14 protein-coding genes are annotated in these 19721 nt (G+C 71.7%); 7 read left to right on the top strand and 7 right to left on the bottom strand.

Features of this window, described 5'->3' with window-relative positions; translation table 11 throughout:
• Nucleotides 1–74: 74 nt before the first annotated feature.
• Nucleotides 75–1754 carry a sensor histidine kinase gene (locus ACTZWW_RS02055; RefSeq protein WP_444779266.1) on the bottom strand — a complete coding sequence of 560 codons (1680 nt, stop codon included), beginning with the start codon at nucleotides 1752–1754 and terminating at the stop codon, nucleotides 75–77.
• Nucleotides 1755–2095: 341 nt separating this feature from the next.
• On the opposite strand from ACTZWW_RS02055, the gene ACTZWW_RS02050 reads away from it, so the two are divergent.
• Complete coding sequence (locus ACTZWW_RS02050) at nucleotides 2096–3208, top strand: GNAT family N-acetyltransferase (protein ID WP_444779265.1); 1113 nt, start codon at nucleotides 2096–2098, stop codon at nucleotides 3206–3208.
• Between the two features lie 47 nt (nucleotides 3209–3255).
• Here the strand turns inward: ACTZWW_RS02050 and ACTZWW_RS02045 are convergent, their stop codons facing one another.
• From ACTZWW_RS02045 to ACTZWW_RS02035, 3 genes are read right to left on the bottom strand one after another with little or no spacing between them, the layout of a single operon-like run.
• Nucleotides 3256–6402, bottom strand: coding sequence for an efflux RND transporter permease subunit (locus ACTZWW_RS02045; RefSeq protein WP_444779264.1), 3147 nt, complete (start codon nucleotides 6400–6402; stop codon nucleotides 3256–3258).
• A gap of 54 nt (nucleotides 6403–6456) precedes the next feature.
• Nucleotides 6457–7566, bottom strand: coding sequence for an efflux RND transporter periplasmic adaptor subunit (locus ACTZWW_RS02040; protein WP_444779263.1), 1110 nt, complete (start codon nucleotides 7564–7566; stop codon nucleotides 6457–6459).
• Nucleotides 7563–8249: a TetR/AcrR family transcriptional regulator gene (locus ACTZWW_RS02035; RefSeq protein ID WP_444779262.1), complete on the bottom strand. Its 687-nt coding sequence runs from the start codon at nucleotides 8247–8249 to the stop codon at nucleotides 7563–7565. Before ACTZWW_RS02035 ends, ACTZWW_RS02040 begins: the two co-directional genes overlap by 4 nt.
• Nucleotides 8250–8646: 397 nt before the next feature.
• On the opposite strand from ACTZWW_RS02035, the gene dctP reads away from it, so the two are divergent.
• From dctP to ACTZWW_RS02020, 3 genes are read left to right on the top strand one after another with little or no spacing between them, the layout of a single operon-like run.
• On the top strand, nucleotides 8647–9690 hold the full coding sequence (gene dctP / locus ACTZWW_RS02030; RefSeq protein ID WP_444779261.1) for a TRAP transporter substrate-binding protein DctP: 1044 nt from the start codon (nucleotides 8647–8649) through the stop codon (nucleotides 9688–9690).
• Between the two features lie 38 nt (nucleotides 9691–9728).
• Entirely contained in the window at nucleotides 9729–10211 is a 483-nt protein-coding gene (locus ACTZWW_RS02025; protein ID WP_444779260.1) for a TRAP transporter small permease subunit, read from the top strand.
• Nucleotides 10211–11533, top strand: coding sequence for a TRAP transporter large permease (locus ACTZWW_RS02020; protein WP_444779259.1), 1323 nt, complete (start codon nucleotides 10211–10213; stop codon nucleotides 11531–11533). The genes ACTZWW_RS02025 and ACTZWW_RS02020 overlap by 1 nt, the downstream gene beginning before the upstream one ends.
• 83 nt (nucleotides 11534–11616) lie before the next feature.
• Here ACTZWW_RS02020 and gltA read toward each other — a convergent pair whose 3' ends face one another.
• Both gltA and gltX read right to left on the bottom strand, forming a co-directional pair.
• Nucleotides 11617–12909 (bottom strand): citrate synthase, encoded by a 1293-nt coding sequence (gltA, locus tag ACTZWW_RS02015; RefSeq protein WP_444779258.1) that lies wholly within the window; start codon nucleotides 12907–12909, stop codon nucleotides 11617–11619.
• Between the two features lie 212 nt (nucleotides 12910–13121).
• Complete coding sequence (gene gltX / locus ACTZWW_RS02010; RefSeq protein WP_444779257.1) at nucleotides 13122–14546, bottom strand: glutamate--tRNA ligase; 1425 nt, start codon at nucleotides 14544–14546, stop codon at nucleotides 13122–13124.
• Nucleotides 14547–14859: 313 nt separating this feature from the next.
• On the opposite strand from gltX, the gene ACTZWW_RS02005 reads away from it, so the two are divergent.
• The 3 genes from ACTZWW_RS02005 to rarD all read left to right on the top strand — a co-directional run bounded on the left by ACTZWW_RS02005 (nucleotide 14860) and on the right by rarD (nucleotide 17770).
• Nucleotides 14860–15231, top strand: a complete 372-nt coding sequence (locus ACTZWW_RS02005) for an HPF/RaiA family ribosome-associated protein (protein WP_444779256.1) — start codon at nucleotides 14860–14862, stop codon at nucleotides 15229–15231.
• A 2-nt stretch (nucleotides 15232–15233) separates the two neighbouring features.
• Nucleotides 15234–16556, top strand: coding sequence for a ferredoxin reductase family protein (locus ACTZWW_RS02000; RefSeq protein ID WP_444779255.1), 1323 nt, complete (start codon nucleotides 15234–15236; stop codon nucleotides 16554–16556).
• Between the two features lie 293 nt (nucleotides 16557–16849).
• The gene (gene rarD, locus ACTZWW_RS01995; protein WP_444779254.1) at nucleotides 16850–17770 is read left to right on the top strand and encodes an EamA family transporter RarD; all 921 of its coding nucleotides are present in this window, start codon (nucleotides 16850–16852) and stop codon (nucleotides 17768–17770) included.
• Nucleotides 17771–17795: 25 nt separating this feature from the next.
• Here rarD and ACTZWW_RS01990 read toward each other — a convergent pair whose 3' ends face one another.
• Nucleotides 17796–19715 carry a beta-galactosidase gene (locus ACTZWW_RS01990; protein WP_444779253.1) on the bottom strand — a complete coding sequence of 640 codons (1920 nt, stop codon included), beginning with the start codon at nucleotides 19713–19715 and terminating at the stop codon, nucleotides 17796–17798.
• Nucleotides 19716–19721: the final 6 nt, after the last annotated feature.

Raw genomic sequence — 19721 nt, 5'->3', positions numbered from 1 at the left:
TTTCGTGCGCGGGCCGCGATCGTGAGGCCCGCGCAGGCCGGACGCAAGCGTCGCGGCGCGCACGGCGCGGCCCCTCAGGCGGGGAACTCCAGCACGAAAACCGATCCGCGGCCAGCCGCGAGGCGCTCGCTCGGATGGGGCCCGCCGTCGGCCCGGCCGTCCCGCGCGAGCTCGTCGACGGCAGCCGGCTCGAAGCGCATGTCGGCTTCCAGCTGCACAGCGAGCGAACGGATCAGCTTCAGCCCGAAGCCGGCGGTCGTCGCGTCCGGGTCGAAGCCGCGGCCGTCGTCGGCGACGCGCAGCTCCACACGCCCGTCGTGCCGGTCGAGCGTGATCGTGACCCGGCCCTCGCCGTCCGGGAAGGCGTGGTCGAATGCGTTCGTGAGCACCTCCGATAGAATCAGCGCGAAGGGCATCGCCCGATCGAGCGTGACCGCCACGTGATCGAGGTCGAAGGCGAAGCGCACCCGCGGGGCGGCGACACCCGGTCCCGCGCCGGGTCCGGTGCCGGCGCCCACGAGCATCTCGCTCAGGCGCCTCACGTAGGCGCCGAGGTTGACGCTCGCGAACTCACCGTGACTGTAGATCAGGTCGTGAACGAGCGCCATCGCCTGCACGCGGCGGATCGTATCCTCGGGCGAGGTGTGCACGCGCTCCTGCATGCGAATCAGGCTCGAGACGATCTGCATGTTGTTCTTGACCCGGTGGTGCACCTCCTTGAGTAGCTGGTTCTTCTCGGCGACCGCCTCCGAGAGCGCGCGTGTGCGCAGCTCCACCTTCTCCTCGAGCGCCCGGTGGCTCCGCCAGGCGAGCGCTCCCAGGAAGAGGAGCGCCGCGACGGCGGGCACGAAGTACGCCACGTAGCCCGCGAGCCGGCTGCGCCAGGCCGCCTCCAGGCTGGCGCGGTCGATCGCGAAGGCGGCATAGACCGGCAGGTCGCCCAGACGCGTCCAGGTCTGGATGCGCGGCTCGCCCTCCGGGGCCGATACGGCCTCGAAGACGATGCTGCGCAGCCCGGCCCCGCCCGTACCCTCGGGATCGAAGCCGACTGCGCTCGGCGTGCCGTCCTCGGCGCGGCCCTCGGCGCCGACCGGCTCGCGCGGGATGCGGCCGGGCAGCTCCGCGTGCGGGGGATGCTTCACCAGCACCTCGCCATTGCCGAGCACGAGGGCGATCTCGCCCTCCGCGGGATAGGCGCTGTCGTAGAAGTCCGTGAAGTAGCTCGGCGCGATCCAGATGCGGATCACGCCCTCGAAATCGCTGCCCACCGGGCCGCTCAGGCGGGGCAGCCTCCGCGTGAAGTAGGCCGCCTCGTCCTCCGGCGGGCCGACGACGAGCATGCCGCCTTCCCGCTGCGCCGCGCGAAACCACGGCCGATCGGAGACGTCGCGCACAGGGACCGGAACGGCGTGGCTCGAGGCGCGCAACCGCCCCTCGCGGTCGACGAGCCAGATCTCGTGCACCTCCTCGAAGTTTCGCTCGATCTCGCCGAGATAGGCCTTCAGCTCCGCCGAGGACGCGATCTCGTCCCAGCTCATGCCGCCGATCCGCCCGCGGATCGACACTGCGACGAGCTCGTGCGTCTGGAAGACGCGCTTGGCGTGCTCGGCGACGGCATCGCGGATGTAGACGATACGCTCCCGCGCCTCGCTCTCGATCGCGCGCCAGTCGTCGGCGGCGGCGAGCCCGAAGAAGACGAGCGGCGCGAGCACCGCCACCACGAGAAAGTAGGGGAGCGCCGCCGGACGTGGCAATCGCGGCACCCTCGGCGCCGTTGGAGCGGCCGAGTCGCGCGGGTCGGGCGGCGGGGTCTGCGTGAGCCTATCGAGCATGTCAGGGGTTCATCGACAGAATTCCGCCTCCGGTGCGCACCACGCGCAACCCGAGCAAGCTCCGCCGGACCGGCCGCATGCGCGAGCGCTCGTCAACCCGCGAGCGACGCGTCCGGTTCCATCCTTTACACTTGTTCGGAGCGTCCGCGGGTCACAGCCGCGCCGGCGATCTTTCCTGAAACATCCGCCCCCCTCTCGAAGTTCGTTCCGGGAAGCCGGATGGGCGCACCCGACGGCGGATGGACTGCCGACCCATGCCTGCGATGACGATCGACATCCTCGACCGCGAGGGGCTGGAAGGCGAGCGCGACGCCTGGGACGCGCTCGCTTCGAACGCCCGCGCCGCGAACCCGTTCTTCACCCGCCCGCTCGTCGACACCCATCTCGCCCACCGCTTCTGCGCGCCGCGCCCACGCTTCGCCTGCGTCCGCTCCGGGGCGCGGCTGGTGGCGCTCCTGCCGGTGACGGCCCGCGCGGGCCGGCTCGGCTGGTGCGACGCGCCCGGCGTGCTCGGCTCGCCCTTCTCGACGCTCTCGACGCCGCTGGTCGCCCGCGACGCGCCGGACGGCTGGGCGGACGGGCTCGTGCGCGCGATCCGCCGCGCCTGCAGGGGCGGCGCCTTCCTGTTCCCGATGCTCCCCGTCGCCTCGCCGATCGGTATCGCTGTGCGCGAGGCTTTCGCGCGCATCGGCGCGGACGTCGCGGCGCTGGCGCCGTTCCAGAGGCCGGTCCTCTCGGTGCGCACGCACTACGAGGCCTACGTCGCAGAGGCGCTCGGCCGCTCCCGGCGCAAGGGGCTCGAGCGCTGCCGGCGCCGCCTCGCCGAGCGCGGACGCGTCGCCCATCGGGTCGCCCGCGGCGGCGCGGCGCTGGCGCGGGCGGTGGACGACTTCATGACGCTCGAGACCGGCGGCTGGAAGGGGCGCCTGGGCACGGCGCTCGGGACGGACCCGGTCACCCGCGCCTTCGCGCGCGAGCTGTTCCTCTCCGCCCGCGGCCCGGTTACGGCGCGCGCCGACGTCATCGCGCTCGACGACGCGCCGATCGCCGCGAGCCTCGCGCTGGTGAGCGCCGGCACCGCTTTCCTGGTCAAGACCGCCTACGACGAGCGCCACCGCGCGCTCGGCCCGGGCGTGCTGCTGGAGGACGCGATCGTGCGGGCTCTCCACGAGGAGCGATTCTGCGACCGGCTCGACTCGGCGACGCTGCCGGGCAGCGTGCTCGAGACGCTCTATCCGGACCGCGTCGCCATCGCCGACCTGGCGGTCAACCTGCGTCCCGGCGATCCGCTGTTCCACGCCCGCGTGGCGACGGAGCGCTGGCAGCGTGACGCCCGCGCGCGGGTGAAGCGCGTCCCCGCGCGCGAGAGTGCCTGAGGCCGCCGCTCACGACCTCGATCACGCGACCGATCACTCGGGGGGCGTCACTCGGCGGGCACCGCCGCCGGGGCGCGGGCGGCCGCCTTGGCGGCCTTACGATCCGCCTGACGCGCCTTGCGCCGGGCGTTCCAGGCGGCGAGATCCGCGAGCGCCATCAGCATCGCCGGCGTGACGATCAGCGTCAGCATGGTCGCGAAGGAGAGGCCGAACACGATCGCGGTGGAGAGCTGAACCCACCATTGCGTGGAGGGCGCCCCGACGTCGACCGCCCGCTGGACGAAGTCGATGTTCACGCCGAAGGCGATGCCGAGCACGCCGAGCACGGCGGTGACGGCGGTGAGCAGCACCGGGCGCGCGCGCTCGTGGCAGGTCCGCAGGATCGCGAGCCTGGCCTCGACGCCCTCCCGGCGCAGCCGGTCGTAGGTGTCGATGAGCACGATGTTGTTGTTCACGATCACGCCCGCATTGGCGATGACGCCGATGCCGGTCATCACCACGCCGAAGGCCTGGCCCATGACCATGAGCCCGATCAGCACGCCGATCGTCGACATGATGACGGCCGAGAGCGTGATCAGCACGCTCGTGAACTTGTTGAACTGCGCGAGCAGGATGGCGAAGATCAGGAACAGCGCCGCGCCGAAGGCGGTGACGAGGAAGGCGCTCGCCTTCTCGCGCTCCTCGTCCTCGCCCTTCATGCGCCAGGTGATGCCCGGGCCGAGGTCCAGCCGGGCGAGCTGCGCCTCCACCGCCGCCTGCACCGCGGCCGACTGCACGCCCTCCGCCACGTTCGCCGTGACGGTGACGACGCGCCGTCCGTCGACGCGGTTGATCAGCCCCACGCGCTCCACCGGCTCGCGGGTGACGAAGTTCGCGATCGGCACCGAGCCCGCGGGCGTGTTCACCCGCAGCTCGTCGAGCTGGTCGAGCGAGCGCCGCTCCTCGGGGAAGCGCACGAGCACGTCGACCGAGGTGTCGGTGTCGTTGGGCCGGTACTCGGTGACCTTGAGCCCGTTGGTGACGAGCTGCACCACGTTGCCGACGGTGAGCGCATTGGCGCCGTAGCGGGCGGCCTCGGCCTTGTCGACCTCGAGCGTCCAGTCGACGCCCGGCAGCGGCAGGCCGTCGTCGACGTCGCGTGCCTCGGGCACGGCGCGCAGCAGCTCGGCCACGCGCTGCGCCGCCGGGAACAGGCGCGCCGGGTCGATCGCGCCGACCTCGATCGTGATCGGCTTGCCGGTCGGGGGACCGGCGGCGGGCTTCGTCACCTCGATGATCGCGCCGGGAATGTCGGCCGTGCGTCCACGGATGTCCGCCATGATCTCGGACGCGGAGCGGCGCTCGCGCCAGTCGACGAGCTCGAACTGAACCGTGCCGACCGTGTCCTCCGTCACCTCCTGCGAGCCGCGCTGGCCCGAGCCGACACGGGCGTAGACCGTCTCGAGCTCGTCCATTCCGATGAGCCGCTCCTCGACCGCGCGCACGAGCGCGTCCTTCTCCTGGATGGCGAGGTTGCCGCGGGCGCGGACCTGGACGAGTGCGAATTCGGGCTCGACGTCGGGGAAGAACTCGACGCCGTTGCCGTAGCGGCCGTAGGTCTGCACCACGGAGACGAGGAGCGCGACGGTGAGCGCGATCGTCACGACCGGATGGCGGGTGACGAGGCGGATGAGGCCGAGATAGGCGCCACGCTCGGGCAGATGCCCTTCCTCGTGGGTCTCCTTCGGCGGCTTGGCGAGGAGCGCGCCCAGCGTCGGGGTGAAGATCAGCGCGATGACGAGGGACGCCGAGAGCGTGGCGATCAGCGTCAGCGGCATGTACATCATGAACTCGCCGACGATGCCCGGCCAGAACAGCAGCGGCGAGAAGGCGGCGACGCGCGTCGCCGTCGCCGCGATCACCGGCCCCGCCATGCGCTTGGCGGCGAGCGCGTAGGCCTGCGGGGCGGCCATGCCCTCGCTCATGCGCCGCTCGGCGAATTCCGAGACGATGATCGCGTCGTCGACGAGCATGCCCACCGCCAGGATGAGCGAGAACAGGACGACGATGTTGACGGTCAGCCCCGCGAGGTAGAGCGCGAGGATGCCCGCCAGGAAGGCGCCGGGGATGGCGATTCCGATGAAGATCGAGGCCCGCGCGCCGAGCGTGTAGAGCATGATCACGATGACGAGCAGCACCGCGGTGATGACCGAGTTCTGCAGCTCGTGGAGCATCGTGCGGATGTCGCCGGACTTGTCCTGCGAGAAGGTGATCTCGACCGTCGCCGGCCAGGTCTGGCGCAGGGCCTCGACGGTGGCCTTCACGGCGTCGACCGTCTCGATCAGGTTCGCGCCGGTGCGCTTGGAGACCTCGAGCACGATCGCCGGCTTGCCGTTGATGCGCGTGATCGAGTCCGGGTCCTTGAAGGTGGGGCGCACCTCGGCGACGTCGCCGAGCCGCACGACGGCGTCCCCGCTCGCGGCGATGGGGAAGTCGAGGATGTCCTGCGCGTTCTCGATGAGCGCGGGCACCTTCACGGCGAAACGGCCGGTGTCGCCCTCGAGCGCGCCGGCGGCGACGAGGCTGTTGCCGGCGTTGAAGGCGTTGATCACGTCGGTGAGGTCGAGCCCGTAGGAGCGCAGCAGCATCGGCTCGGCGATGATCTCGACGACCTCGTCGCGCGCGCCGCGCAGCTCCGCCGAGAGGACGCCCGGCACCTGCTCGATCGCGGTCTCCGCGTCGCGCGCGAGCCGCAGCAGCGTGCGCTCGGGGATGTCGCCGCCGAGCCCGACGACGAGCACGGGGAAGAGCGAGAGGTTGACTTCCTCCACCGTCGGCTCGTCGGCGTCGCGCGGCAGCTCGCTGCGCGCCGAGTCGACCTTGGCGCGCACGTCGGCGAGCGCCGCGTCGCCGTCGAAGCCGGCCTCGAACTCGAGCAGCACGAAGCCGCCGCCCTCGTAGGCGGCCGAGCGCATCTCCTTGACGCTCTCGACCGACTTGAGCTTCGTCTCCATGGGACGCAGCAGCAGCCGCTCGGCATCCTCCGGCGAGATGCCGCGCTGATGCAGGCCCACGTAGACGAGCGGGACCTGGACGTCCGGCTCGGCCTCCTTGGGGATCTCCTGATAGGCGACGAAGCCCGCGATCAGGACGAAGGCCAGGATCGCGAGCGTCAGGCGCGCGTGCGAGATGGCGTAGTCGACGATTCTGCCCATCGGTCTCCCCGGCTCGGCGCCGGGCTCCAGTCTCGAGGATGTCCGCGCGGCCGATCAGCGGCGCGCGGCGGCCAGCGCGAAGGGCACCGGCGCGACGTGCTGGCCCTCGACGACGAAGTCCTGGCCCTGCACGATCACGGCGGCGCCGTCGGGGATGCCCGACACCCACAGCGTCTCGCGCCCGTCCTCGACGAGCCCGACCGGGACGAACGCCACGCGCTCCTCCGCGTCGACGATCCGCACGCCGAGCGTGCCCTCGCCCGAGAAGGTGAGAGCCGAGCGCGGGATCTCGGCGGCCGGCACGGCGGCGAGCGCGAGCGTCGCCTCTGCGGTGATGCCGTCGGCGATGGCGCCCTCGGCGTTGTCGATGCCGATCTCGACGCGGTAGGTGCGCGTGCCCTCGGATGCGCGGTTCGAGACGAAGCGCACCTCGCCCCGCGCCGTCTGGCCGGTGACGAGCCGCACCTCGGCATGATCACCGACGCGCACGCCGCCGAGCTGGCGCTCGGCGATCTCGACGACGACGAGCATCGGGTCGAGCGCGATGATCTCGGCCACCGGATCGCCGACCTGGAGCGCCTGGCCGAGCTCGGCGGGGACCGCGTCGACCACGCCGGCGAGCGGCGCGCGCACGAAGCCGCGGGCGGCCTCCGCCTCGGCCTGGGCGAGCGCCGCTTCGGCGCTCTTGAGGTCCGCCTCGATCTCGGGGCGCTGGAGGGCGGGCAGCGTGCCGTTCTCGATGAGGCGCATGCGCGCCTCGCCCTCGGCGATCCGCTGCTCGAGCCGGGCGCGGGCCTGGACGACCTGCGCCTCGCGGGCCTCGTCGGAGAGGACGGCGACGACGTCGCCCTCCGCCACCTCGGTCCCGCGGCGCACCGCGAGCTCGACGACGGTGCCCTGGGCACGGGTGACGGCGGACGCGCGGCGGTCGGCCCGGGTGAAGCCCGAGAGCGTGATCGTGCGGGCGTGATCGACCACCGGCACGCGGTGGACCGCGACGGCGAAGAGATCGTGCTCCTCGGCCGCCCCTCCCTCGGGCTGCGGCGCGGCGGCGACGGCCGCCTTCGGCTCGCCGAGGAGCGCCGTGACCACCGCCTGGCCGGACGCCACCCAGGCGACGGCGCCGATGACGATGGCGATCGATGCGATACGGGAGGCGTTCATTGCAGAACCTCGGGGGACGTCGCCGGGCGCTCCGGCCCGGGCTCGGATGCGGTCGATGCGCCGTCGATGGCGCCGTGGAGGATGGCGCCGACGAGCGCCAGGACGCGGTCGATCTCGGCGCCCGCGTCGAAGGATTGGGAGACCGCGCGCCGCACGAACAGACCGTCGGCCAGCGTCCCGATCGTCACCGCGAGCGCGCGAGGGTCGGCCTTGGAACGGATGGCGCCACGCGCCTGGGCGAGCGCGAAGGCGCGCTCCAGCCGGCCGGTCACCTCGGTCTCGAAGGCCCGGGTGATCTCGGCGAAGACGGCGTTGCGCGTCGCCTCCGCCCAGATCTCGAGGCAGATCGCGGAGCGCGTCGCGGGCATGGCCCGCAGGTGCTTCTCGCCGATGGCGCGGAAGGCGGCGAGGAAGTCCTGCGCATCGTCGAGCGCTGCGAAGTCGCGCGCCACCTCGGTGCGGTCGCGCTCTCCGAGGGCGATGATCACGGCGTCCTTGTTGGCGAAGTAGCGGTAGAGGTTGCCCACCGACATGCCGGCGGCGGCGGCGATGTCCTGCATCGTCGTGCGATGGAAGCCCGCCCGGGCGAAGCACAGCTCCGCCGCGTCCAGGATGGCGAGGCGCCGGTCCTGGGCGAGGGGCTGCGCGCTCGGCGCGCTCGCGCCCTGTGCTCGGTCGTCCATGGTCTCTCGCTTCCGATCACGGCAACCGCCCGCTGCCGCTGGTGATGCATACGGCCACGATTGAATGAACGCTCATTCAATCGGGATGAACGAGGGTTCATTTGCGCCCGCTGCGACAGGTTGTCAAGGAGAGATGCGCACTGATGGGACTTTCTTCGTTGCGGTGCGGCATGACTGCCCCGCGGGCGTTCCGCTGGTGAGCGCTATCCAGCATCGCTGCAACAGCAATCGCAACACCATTGTAGCAGCAAGGCGATCTATCAAGAGTTGTTCGAATACTGATTTCGTGGTCGGGTCCGCTGGAGCAGCCGCCCCGTTCCGGTCCCGTCACACATTCCCGGCCCGCCGCGAACCCTTCGGGTGCCGGCGCCGGCCGGCCATCCCGGAGGATCTCGCCATGCGCGCTCGTCTCCCCGCGACCGCCCTCGCCGCCGCCACGCTCGCCTTGAGCCCCGGGCTCGCCCTCGCCCCGACGCCCGCCGCCGCCGCCGAGGTCACCTGGCGCATGCAGACGGTCGCGGGTGCCGCGACGACCGAGCTCGACGCTCTCGTGCGCAGCTTCGCCGACCGCGTCGCCGAGGCCTCGAACGGGCGCATGCGCATCGACGTGTTCCCGGCGGGCCAGCTCGTGCCGACGCCGGAAGTGGTCGAGGCGGTCCGCGCCGGCGCGCTGGAGCTCGGCCACACCTATCTCGTCTACTACGTCGGCCGCGAGCCCGCGCTCTACGGCATCAACGAGTGGGCAGCGGGCTACGATCCGCTCCAGGGCGTCGGCTGGTTCTACGACGGCGGCGGCGCCGACCTGCTGCGGCCGGTGCTCGCGGAGCACGGCCTGCACTATCTCGGCGTCTCGCCGCTGCTCGGCGAGCAGCTCTGGCTGACCGAGCCGGTGGAGAGCCTCGACGCGCTCGAGGGCGTGAAGATCCGCTCCACGGGGCTGACCGCCGACGCCTTCAGCCGGCTCGGGGCGGCCGTGGTCTCGATGCCCGCGGAGGAGATCTACACCGGCCTCCAGCGCGGCGTGATCGAGGGGGCGGAGTTCACCTCGCTGCCGATCCACCACGGCCTCGGCTGGCAGGAGGTCGCCCCCTGGGTCGTGCTGCCCTCCTTCACCGCCGGCGGCTCCTCGGACTGGATCGTCAACGGCGACGCCTGGGAGGCGCTGCCGGACGACCTGAAGGCCGTCGTCGACGCGGCCCTGCGCGCCGCCGCCTTCGACTGGTGGCGCACCGCGAAGGCCGAGGAGGCACGGCTGATGCGCGAGATGGCGGACGCCGGCGCGACCTTCCTCGAATGGCCGGCGGACGACATGCGCCGCGTCGAGGAGACGCGCGTGGCGGTGATGAAGGAGGTCTACCTGCCCCGCTCGGAGGCCTTCGCCGCAGCCTTCGCCTCGCGCAACGCCTACCTGCGCTCGCTCGGCCACGCCGTCGCCGACTGACGCGCGAAGCCGGGGAGGGCGTGCGGGGAGGGCGTGCCATGGCCGTGATCGAGGCGATCGTCGCGCGCGTGGGCCGGCTCGCGAGCCTGCTCGTGCTGCCCATGATCGCGATCGTCGTGTGGGAGGTGGGCGCGCGCTACGCCTTCGGCGCGCCGACGATCTGGGCGGGCGAGCTCACCCAGATCCTGTTCGGCGCGCTGTTCTTCCTGTGCGGCGCGGAGGCGCTGAAGGCCCGCGCCCACGTGCAGGTCGACCTTCTCCACCAGATCGTGCCGCCGCGGGTGCGCGCGGCGCTCGACGGGATCGCCCACCTCCTCGTGCTCGCCTACCTCGTGGTGCTCGGCGTCATCGTCCACGCCCGCGTCATCGACGCCGTCGCGAGGCTCGAGCGGACGCGCACGCCCTGGGATCCGCCGATCTGGCCCTCCTGGGTGATCGTCGGGCTCTCGATCGCGCTGATGGCGCTCCAGGCCCTGGCGATCGCGGTCGCGGAGCTGCGCCGCGCCGCGCGGGGGCCGTGATGGAGGGCGCGGCGCTCACCCTCGTCCTGTTCGGGCTCCTGTTCGCGACGGTGCTGATCGGCGTGCCGATCGCCTTCGCGCTCGGCATCGTCGCCATCGTCGTGGGCTTCGTCGAATGGGGGCCGTTCTCGGCCTTCCTGCTGTCGAGCCAGGTCGCCGGCGCGCTCTCCAACCAGACGCTAATCGCCCTGCCCTTCTTCATGTTCATGGCGAGCGTGCTCGCCCGCGCCGGCATCGCCGACGACCTCTACGCGGCCATGCACCTGTGGATGGGCGCGCTGCGCGGCGGGCTCGCGGTGGGCACCGTGCTCGCCTGCGCGGGGATCGCGGCGATGTCGGGGGTGAGCGCGGTGGGCGTGATGGCGATGGGGCGGCTCGCGCTGCCGGCCATGCTGGAGCGCGGCTACGACCGGGGTATCGCGCTCGGCGTCATCCTCGCTGGCGGGGCGCTCGGGCAGCTGATCCCGCCGAGCCTGATCGCCATCGTCTACAGCGGGCTCGCCGGCGTCTCAATCGGCAAGATGTTCCTCGCCGGCGTCGGGCCGGGGCTGCTGCTGACCGCGCTGTTCTGCACCTACGTGCTGGTGCGCGCGGGGCTCGACCCGCGCCTCGCGCCCGCGTTGCCGAAAGCGGAGCGGGCGAAGGTCGGGCGGCGCGAGCGGCTCGTCGCGACGCTGCGCGTCGTCCCGGCCATCGTCGTCGTCCTCGCCGTGCTCGGCTCGATGTTCGCCGGCCTCGCGAGCCCCACCGAGGCCGCCGCCATGGGGGCTGCGACGAGCCTCCTCGTCGCCGCGCTCCAGCGGCGCCTGCGGGCGGGCGACCTCGCGACCATGGCGCTGGAGACCGGCCGGCAGACCGCCATGGTGATGTGGATCGCGATCAACGCGCTCCTGTTCGTGGCGGTCTATTCCGGCACCGGCGGGGAGACCTTCATCCGCGGCCTCGTCGAGGGCCTCGACCTGCCGCCCGGCGCGGTGGTGCTCTCGATGATGGCGATCGTCTTCGCGCTCGGCTTCGTCATGGACCCGATCGGCATCCTGTTCCTGACGATGCCGATCTTCATCCCCATCGTGACCGCGATCGGCTTCGACCCGATCCTCTTCGGCGGCCTCGTCATCCTCAACCTCGAGATGGCCTACCTGACGCCGCCCTTCGGCTACAACCTGTTCTACCTCAAGTCAGTCGCCCCGCCCTCGGTGACGCTGGCCGACCTCTACCGCGCCGCCCCCGCCTTCGTGGCGCTCCAGGCGCTGGGGCTCGCGATCTGCTGGCTGGTGCCGGAGATCGTGACGGGGCTGCCGGAGGCGGTGCTGGGGCGGTGAGGGGCGTCGGCGGCGCCCGAAGAGCACGAAAGGCGGGCCGAAGCCCGCCTCCCGCGTTCGTTTCCGGACCCGATCGGCCGGGATCACCCCCGCTGCGCGATCGGCGTGTAGTCCCGCTGCGGCTCGCCGACGTAGAGCTGGCGGGGGCGGCCGATGCGCTGGGAGGGGTCCTCGATCATCTCCTTCCACTGGGCGATCCAGCCGACCGTGCGCGCCACCGCGAAGAGCACGGTGAACATGGTCGTCGGGAAGCCCATGGCCTTGAGCGTGATGCCCGAGTAGAAGTCGATGTTCGGGTAGAGCTTCTTCTCGACGAAGTACTCGTCGCGCAGGGCGATCTGCTCGAGCTCCACGGCGACCTCGAGCAGCGGGTCGTCCTTGATGCCCAGCTCGCTCAGCACCTCGTGGGTGGTCTTCTGCATGATCTTGGCGCGCGGGTCGTAGTTCTTGTAGACCCGGTGGCCGAAGCCCATCAGGCGGAAGGGGTCGTTCTTGTCCTTGGCGCGGGCCACGAACTCGGGGATGCGGTCGGGCGTGCCGATCTCCTCGAGCATCCTCAGCGCCGCCTCGTTGGCGCCGCCGTGCGCGGGGCCCCACAGGCAGGCGACGCCCGCGGCGATGCAGGCGAAGGGGTTGGCGCCCGACGAGCCGGCGAGGCGCACGGTCGAGGTCGAGGCGTTCTGCTCGTGGTCGGCGTGGAGGATGAAGATCCGGTCGAGCGCGCGCGACAGGATCGGGTTGACCTTGTACTCCTCGCAGGGCACCGCGAAGCACATGCGCAGGAAGTTCGAGGCGTAGTCGAGCTCGTTCTTCGGATAGACGAAGGGCTGGCCGATCGAGTACTTGAACGCCATCGCCGCCAGCGTCGGGATCTTGGCGATCATGCGCATCGACGCGATCATGCGCTGCTGGGCGTCCGAGATGTCGGTCGAGTCGTGGTAGAACGCCGAGAGCGCACCCACCGAGCCGACCATGATCGCCATCGGGTGGGCGTCGCGGCGGAAGCCCATGAAGAAGCGCTGCATCTGCTCGTGGACCATCGTGTGGCGCGTCACGCGATAGTCGAAGTCCGCCTTCTGGGCGGCTGTCGGCAGCTCGCCGTAGAGCAGCAGGTAGCAGGTCTCGAGGAAGTCGCCGTGCTCGGCGAGCTGCTCGATCGGGTAGCCGCGATAGAGCAGCGTGCCCTCGTCGCCGTCGATGTAGGTGATGCTCGACTCGCACGAGGCCGTCGAGGTGAAGCCGGGATCGTAGGTGAACGCCCCGGTCTGCCCGTAGAGCTTCGAGATGTCGACGACGCTCGGCCCGATCGTGCCCGGTTTCACCGGCAGCTCGACCGACTTGCCGTCCATCTGCAGGGTGCTCGTGGTGCTGCTCATGCGAGTTGGCCCTTTCATGCTGAGCGCCTTCCGAAAGGCGGGCCGGTCTCGCGCCGGAGAAGAGACCCGGGACGATCGCGGACCCTTCCGGCGGCTGTCGCTGACGCGAAGGTGGAGACGGGTTAGCCGATCCCCTCGCATCGTTCAAGCACGCCGAAAGGCGGGGTTTTGGGCAGCCGCGCGAACGTGGACCACGCGTTGGTGTCGAAATATCAGGGTTTTTCCTGATCTCTCAGGCGCGCGAGCGTCTCCGAGCGCCCGAGCACCGCCATCACGTCGAAGAGCGGCGGGGAGGTCGTGGTGCCGGTCAGAGCGGCGCGCAGCGGCTGCGCGACCTGTCCGAGCTTGACGCCGGTCTCCTCCGCGAAGGCGCGCACGGCGGCCTCCGTAGTCGCGGCGTCGAAGGGCTCGAGCGCCTCGAGCCGCGGAACGAGAGCGGCGATCCGCGCGCGCGCCGCCTCGTCGAGGAGCCGCGCGGCCTTCTCGTCCATGGCGAGCGGGCGGGCGCGCCAGAGATAGGCGGCGCCGTCGAGGAGCTCGACGAGTGTGCGCGCGCGCTCCTTCAGGCCGGGCATGGCCGCGACGAGCTTCGCGCGCAGGTCGGGCGGGAACGTCGGCCCGAGCCCGCGCTCCGGCCCGATCTCGGGCAGGATCGTCTCCAGGGCGTCGACGAGCCGCACGTCGTCCGTGTGGCGCATCCAGTGGCCGTTGAGGGCCTCGAGCTTGACGAAGTCGAACCGCGCCGCCGAGCGGCCGATGCCGGCCAGTTCGAAGGCGTCGATCATCTCCTGCGTCGTGAAGATCTCCTGGTCGCCGTGGGCCCAGCCGAGCCGCACGAGATAGTTGCGCAGCGCCTCGGGCAGGTAGCCCATGGCGCGGTAGGCCTCGACGCCGAGCGCGCCATGGCGTTTCGAGAGCTTCGCCCCGTCCGCGCCGTGGATGAGCGGGATGTGCGCCATCACCGGCACGGTCCAGCCGAGCGCGTGGTAGATCTGGCTCTGGCGGGCGGCATTGGTGAGGTGGTCGTCGCCGCGCACGATGTGGGTGACGCCCATGTCGTGATCGTCGACGACGACGGCGAGCATGTAGGTGGGCGTCCCGTCCGAGCGCAGCAGCACGAGGTCGTCGAGCTCCTTGTTGGACCACGTGACGCGGCCCTGCACCCTGTCCTCGACGACGGTCTCGCCCTCGAGCGGCGCCTTGAAGCGCACGACGGGCTTCACGCCCGCGGGCGCCTCCGACGGGTCGCGGTCGCGCCAGCGGCCGTCGTAGCGCAGCGGGCGCTTCTCGGCCTTGGCGCGCTCGCGCATCTCGGTGAGCTCGTCCTGGCTCGCATAGCAGTAGTACGCCTTGCCCTCCGCCAGCAGCCGGAGCGCCACCTCGCGGTGGCGCTCGGCGCGGGCGAACTGGTGCACGGCCTCCCCGTCCCAGTCGAGCCCGAGCCATCTCAGCCCGTCGAGGATCGCGGCGATGGCCGCGTCCGTCGAGCGCTCGCGGTCGGTATCCTCGATGCGCAGGAGCATCCTGCCGCCGTGCCGGCGGGCGAGCAGCCAGTTGAACAGGGCGGTGCGCGCCCCGCCGATGTGGAGGAACCCCGTCGGGGAGGGCGCGAAGCGGGTGACGATCGTGTCGCTCATCGGTCGAAGGCGCTTTCCTCGGCTCTGCGTGCCGTCTTCAACGCGCGCTTCTAGAGCATTTCCCGAACCGGCGAAACCACGCCGAGAGCCGTGCGGCGGCATCCCCGGGTCTGCCGAGGAACTTCTCGACGGCCACGGTTGTTGCCGCGGCGAAGAAGGAGAGACGTCATGCTCAAGGGTGCATTGCTGTGGATGATCGGCATCCCGATCCCGATCATCATCGTCCTTCTGCTGATCTTCTGAGGCCGCCGGACCCGGCGCCGCTCGGCGCCGGTCCGCATCGCACGGCTCGGGCACGATCCCGCACGAGGGAGTGCCCGCACGACGGAGTGAGTCTGACATGCAGGTTCAGGTCAATACGGATTCCAGCATCGCCGGCGACGATGCCCTCGCGAGCCGCGTCGAGGCCGCCGCCCGCGACGCTCTCGGACGCTTCGAGGAGCGGATCACGCGGCTCGAGGTCCATCTGAGCGACGTGAACGGCGCCAAGCCCGGCCCCGACGACAAGCGTTGCGTGATCGAGGTCCGGCCGGCAGGCCGCAGACCCGAAACCGTCACCGAGGACGCCGCGACGATCGACGGCGCGGTTTCCGGCGCGCTCCAGAAGCTGCGTCGCGTCCTGGACGGCACGCTCGGCCGGCTGGACGACCACAAGGGCGCGCCGTCGATCCGCACCGGGATCTGACGGTGGGAGGTCGCTGGCGCCGCGCCGCGTGGATCGCCGGGTACTTCGCGCTCGTTTGCGCGCCCGTCGTCGTCCTCCTCGCCGGCGGGCTTCACCCCCCCGGCGAGCGGGCGTGGGAATTCTCGATGGGGCTGGGCTTCGCCGGCCTCGGCCTCTTCGGCCTGCAGTTCGTGCTCACCGCCCGGTTCCGTCGCCTGACGAGCCCGTTCGGCATCGACGTCGTCTACCTCCTGCACCGCTACCTCGCCTGGATCGCGATCGGCCTCGTCGCCACGCACTTCGCCATCCTGTGGCTGTTCTACGAGGACGCTCTCGGCGTGCTGGACCCGCGCGAGGCGCGGTGGGAGCTGACCTCGGGGCGCGCTGCGCTGCTGCTGCTCGGGGCGGCGGTCGTCACCTCGCAATGGCGAAAGCGGCTGCGCCTCGAGTACGGCGCCTGGCGCTACCTCCACGCCGGGCTCGCGACGACGGGCTTCGCCGCGGCCGTCGCCCACGTCCTCGGCGTCGGAACCTACACCGCGCTGTCCGGCACGACCGCCGTGTGGGTCGCTCTCACCGCGTCGTGGCTCGGGGCGATCCTGTGGGTGCGGCTCGTGAAGCCGTGGCGCCAGGTGGGCGCACCCTACCGGGTCGTGGACGTTCGGGCCAGGCCCGGCGACGTCGCGACCCTCGTCCTCGAGCCGCAGGGGCATCCCGGCATGAGGCGGTTCGCACCCGGGCAGTTCGCGTGGCTGACGCTGAGATCGTCGCCTTTCCTGCTGCGCGAGCATCCGTTCTCGATCGAATCCCCACCCGAGGAGCTGCCGCGAATGCACTTCGGCATCAAGGCACTGGGCGACTTCACCGGCACGGTTCGCGACATAACGCCCGGCGAGATCGCCTACCTCGACGGACCCTATGGCGTGTTCTCGGTCGACGCGCATCCAGAGGCGACCGGCTACGTCTTCATCGCCGGCGGCATCGGCGTGACGCCGATCCTGAGCATGCTGCGCAGCCTGGCCGAGCGCGGCGCGACGCGTCCGCTCTGGCTCTTCTACGGCAACGCGACGATATCGGAGAGCAGCTATCGCGCGGAAATCGACGGGCTCGCGGCACGCCTGAGACTGACCGTCGTCCACGTTCTCGCCGATCCGCCCGAAAGCTGGAGCGGGGAGCGTGGGTACGTCACGCGAGACATCATCGAACGGCACCTGCCGTGTTCGAGGGAGGGTCTCGTGTGCTTCCTGTGCGGACCCACGCCGATGACGGAGGCCGCCCGTGCCGCGCTCGTGGATCTCGGCGTGCCGCAGTCGCACATTCGCACCGAGGTCTTCGAGTTCGTCTGATCGCGGCTGGCGATGCCCTATGGGGAGATGCCGATGAGGATGGAGCGCGCGTTCTGGTTCGCCGTGCTGACGGGTGCCGTCGCCGTGGGTCTGGCGCTGGCCTTCGCATGGCGCGACGCGATCCCGCTGCTCGCCTGAGCGGCGTGGCGGCGGGGGACCCGCGCGCGGGGGCACAGGTCGGCTGCGATCGGGCGTGCCGGCCGCGCGCTTGCCTCGCGCCCGGTTCGGTGGTCTTCCTCTGCCCGCGGGCGCCCCGCGGGGCGGGTCTCGCAGAGGGTCGAGGCGAGAGCAGCATGGCCGCACCGGCGACGAACGAGGATACGGCGGCCGGGTTCGGCTTCGCGGTGTCGGCCTACTTCCTGTGGGGCTTCCTGCCGCTCTACATGAAGGCGCTCGCCCACGTGCCGCCCGTCGAGGTGGTCGCGCACAGAATCCTGTGGTCGATTCCCGTCGCCGCCGCGATCCTGTGGGCGACCGGGCGCACGGGCGACCTGCGCCGCGCGCTGACGTCGCCGCGCACGCTGGTCATGGCCGCGGTCACGGCCGCCTTCATCACCGTCAATTGGGGGACCTACGTCTGGGCGGTGGGCGCAGGCTACGCGCTCGACGCGGCGCTCGGCTACTACGTCAACCCGCTCTTCTCGGTGTTCCTGGGGGCGGTGCTGCTGAAGGAGCGGCTGAGGCCGGCGCAGATCGCCGCGATCGTGCTCGCAGCGGCCGCCGTGGTCCTCCTGACGGTGCAGAGCGGGCGCGTGCCCGTCGCCGCGCTGGCGCTGACGTTCAGCTGGGGCGGCTACGCCTTCTTCAAGAAGTGGCTGCCGATCGGGCCGAACCAGGGCTTCCTGCTCGAGGTGCTCGTCCTCTCGCCGGTGGCGATCGTCGTCCTCGCGGCGATCGCGGCGCGCGGCGAGAGCCACTTCTTCACCGCCGCGGCCTCCGACGGCTGGCTCCTGATCGGGTCGGGCATCGTCACCGCCGTGCCGCTGATCCTCTACGCCTACGGCGCCAAGGGCCTGCGGCTGTCGACGATCGGCATTCTGCAGTACATCGCGCCGACCATGATCTTCCTCACCGCGGTGTTCCTGTTCGGTGAGCCGTTTGGACGCGCGCAGCTCCTCGCCTTCGCCCTGATCTGGGCGGCGCTCGCGCTCTACACCGCCTCGCTCGTGCGCCAGGCGCGGGCGGCGCGGGTCGCGCAGCGGACGGCGCCGTAGCGCGCGGCCGAGCGACGCGAGCGGCTCAGCCCCGCGGCAGGCGCAGGACGCCGGCGGGCGGGAGGGTACCCGTCGCGCCGGGGAGCACGCCGTCGAGCGCCATCGCCTCGGCCGAATAGTTCGTGACGAAGCGCACGCTCCCGCGATCGCGCACGCGCAGGCCGTCGGGGAGCGCGAGCGTCGGAAGGCCCGCGGTGGCGGCGGCGCGGCGCACGATCCGGTCCAGCGCGGCATCGTCCGGCCAGCCGGCGAGATAGGCGCGGCGCGGGTCGCCAACGAGCGCCGGCGTCCCATCCGCGCAGGTCTCCAGAACCGGCGCCGCGCCCTCGACGACCTCGCGCCAGAACCGGAATGCGCCGCCCTCCGCCAGCGGCACGGGGCAGTCGGCGCGAAGCGTCTCGATGCGCGCCACGCGGACATCGAGACGCGGCACCTCCGGCGGCAGCGCGTCGGGGATGCGGAAATCCCTCGTCTTCGCGCCGGTGCGCGGGCCGAGGAGGGCGACGCCGTCGTAGGCTGCGAAGGCGTCGCGCAGCGCCGACGGCCAGATCGCGAGGCCGGGCGCGAGCACCATCGCCCAGGGCGAGAGATCGGCGGTCGTCGGCGGAACGACGTCGACGGAGAGCCCGGCGCGCCGCAGGGCGCGGTAGACGTCGAACACGAGGCGGAAATAGTCGCACTCCTCCCCCTGCCGCTCGGTCTCCCACACCCAGGACGCCTCGTAGTCGACGACGAGGCCGACGGGGGCGGTGCCGGTCTCGGGCAGGTCGGTGAGCGCGTCCGCCACGGCGCGCGCCTCGGCGAGGCCGGGCGCGGGCGCGCCGTCCGGGCGCAGCAGGCCCGCGTGCATCTGCTCCTGCGCGAAGGGCGCCTGGCGCCAGCGGAAGTAGCACACGGCCTCGGCGCCGTGGGCGATCGCCTCCCAGGTCCACAGCGCGACCATGCCGTCGAGGGGTGCGGGGTTGTGCGGCGCCCAGTTCACCGGGCCGGGCTGCTGCTCCATCACCCACCAGCGCCCGCGGCCCACCGCGCGGTAGAGGTCGTGGTGGAAGGCCTGGAAATCTGGGTCGCCCTGGCGCGCGAAGCGCCGGCGCCAGTCCTCGCCCTGGTCGGAGCGGTCCTCCAGGAATCCCAACGGATAGCTGTCCCAGGTCGCGATCTCGAGGTCGCGCCCCACCGCGAAATGATCGAAGGAGAGGATGCGGCCCATGTAGTTGTGCGACAGCGGCGCGTCGGTGTGCGGCCGCAGCGCCGCGACCTGGGCCTCGTTGAAGGCGACGACGCAATCGGACAGGAAGCGGCGATAGTCGAGCACGTGCGCCGGGTTCGCCTGCGTCACCGTGAGGTTGGGCGGGTCGATCTCGTCGAACGAGGCGTATTCCATCGACCAGAAGACGTTGCCCCAGGCGGCGTTGAGCGCCTCGATCCCGCCGTGGCGCTCCGCCAGCCAGCGGCGGAATCCGCGTGCGGCGGCGTCGGAGTAGCTCACGACCGTGTCGTGGCAGCCGTACTCGTTGTCGATCTGCCAGGCGACGACCCGCGGGTCGCGTCCGTATCGCGCCCCGAGGATGCCGGCGATGCGCGCGGCCTCGGCGCGGTAGCCCTCGTGGGCGAAGCAATAGTGCCGCCGAGAGCCGAACTTGCGCGGGCGCCCCTCGGCGTCCACCGCGAGCATGTCCGGATGCCGGTCGAGCATCCACCGCGGCGGCGTCGCGGTGGGCGTGCCGAGCACGACGCCGAGCCCGGCCTCGCCCAGCGTCGCGATCGCCCGGTCGAGCCAGGCGAAATCGAGGACGCCGGGGCGCGGCTCGAGCCGGCTCCAGGCGAACTCGCCGATGCGTACCAATGAGATGCCGGCCTCGCGCATCATCCGCGCGTCGGTCACCCAGCGCGATTCGGGCCAATGCTCCGGGTAGTAGCAGACGCCGAGCTTGGGGGTGGGCATGCGGCT

Source organism: Salinarimonas sp. NSM (assembly GCF_052380005.1).
In the GTDB taxonomy this organism is placed as follows: Bacteria; Pseudomonadota; Alphaproteobacteria; order Rhizobiales; family Beijerinckiaceae; genus Salinarimonas.
The sequence above is the reverse complement of the archived record's forward strand: the minus strand, read 5'-3'. Positions and strand labels throughout refer to the sequence as shown.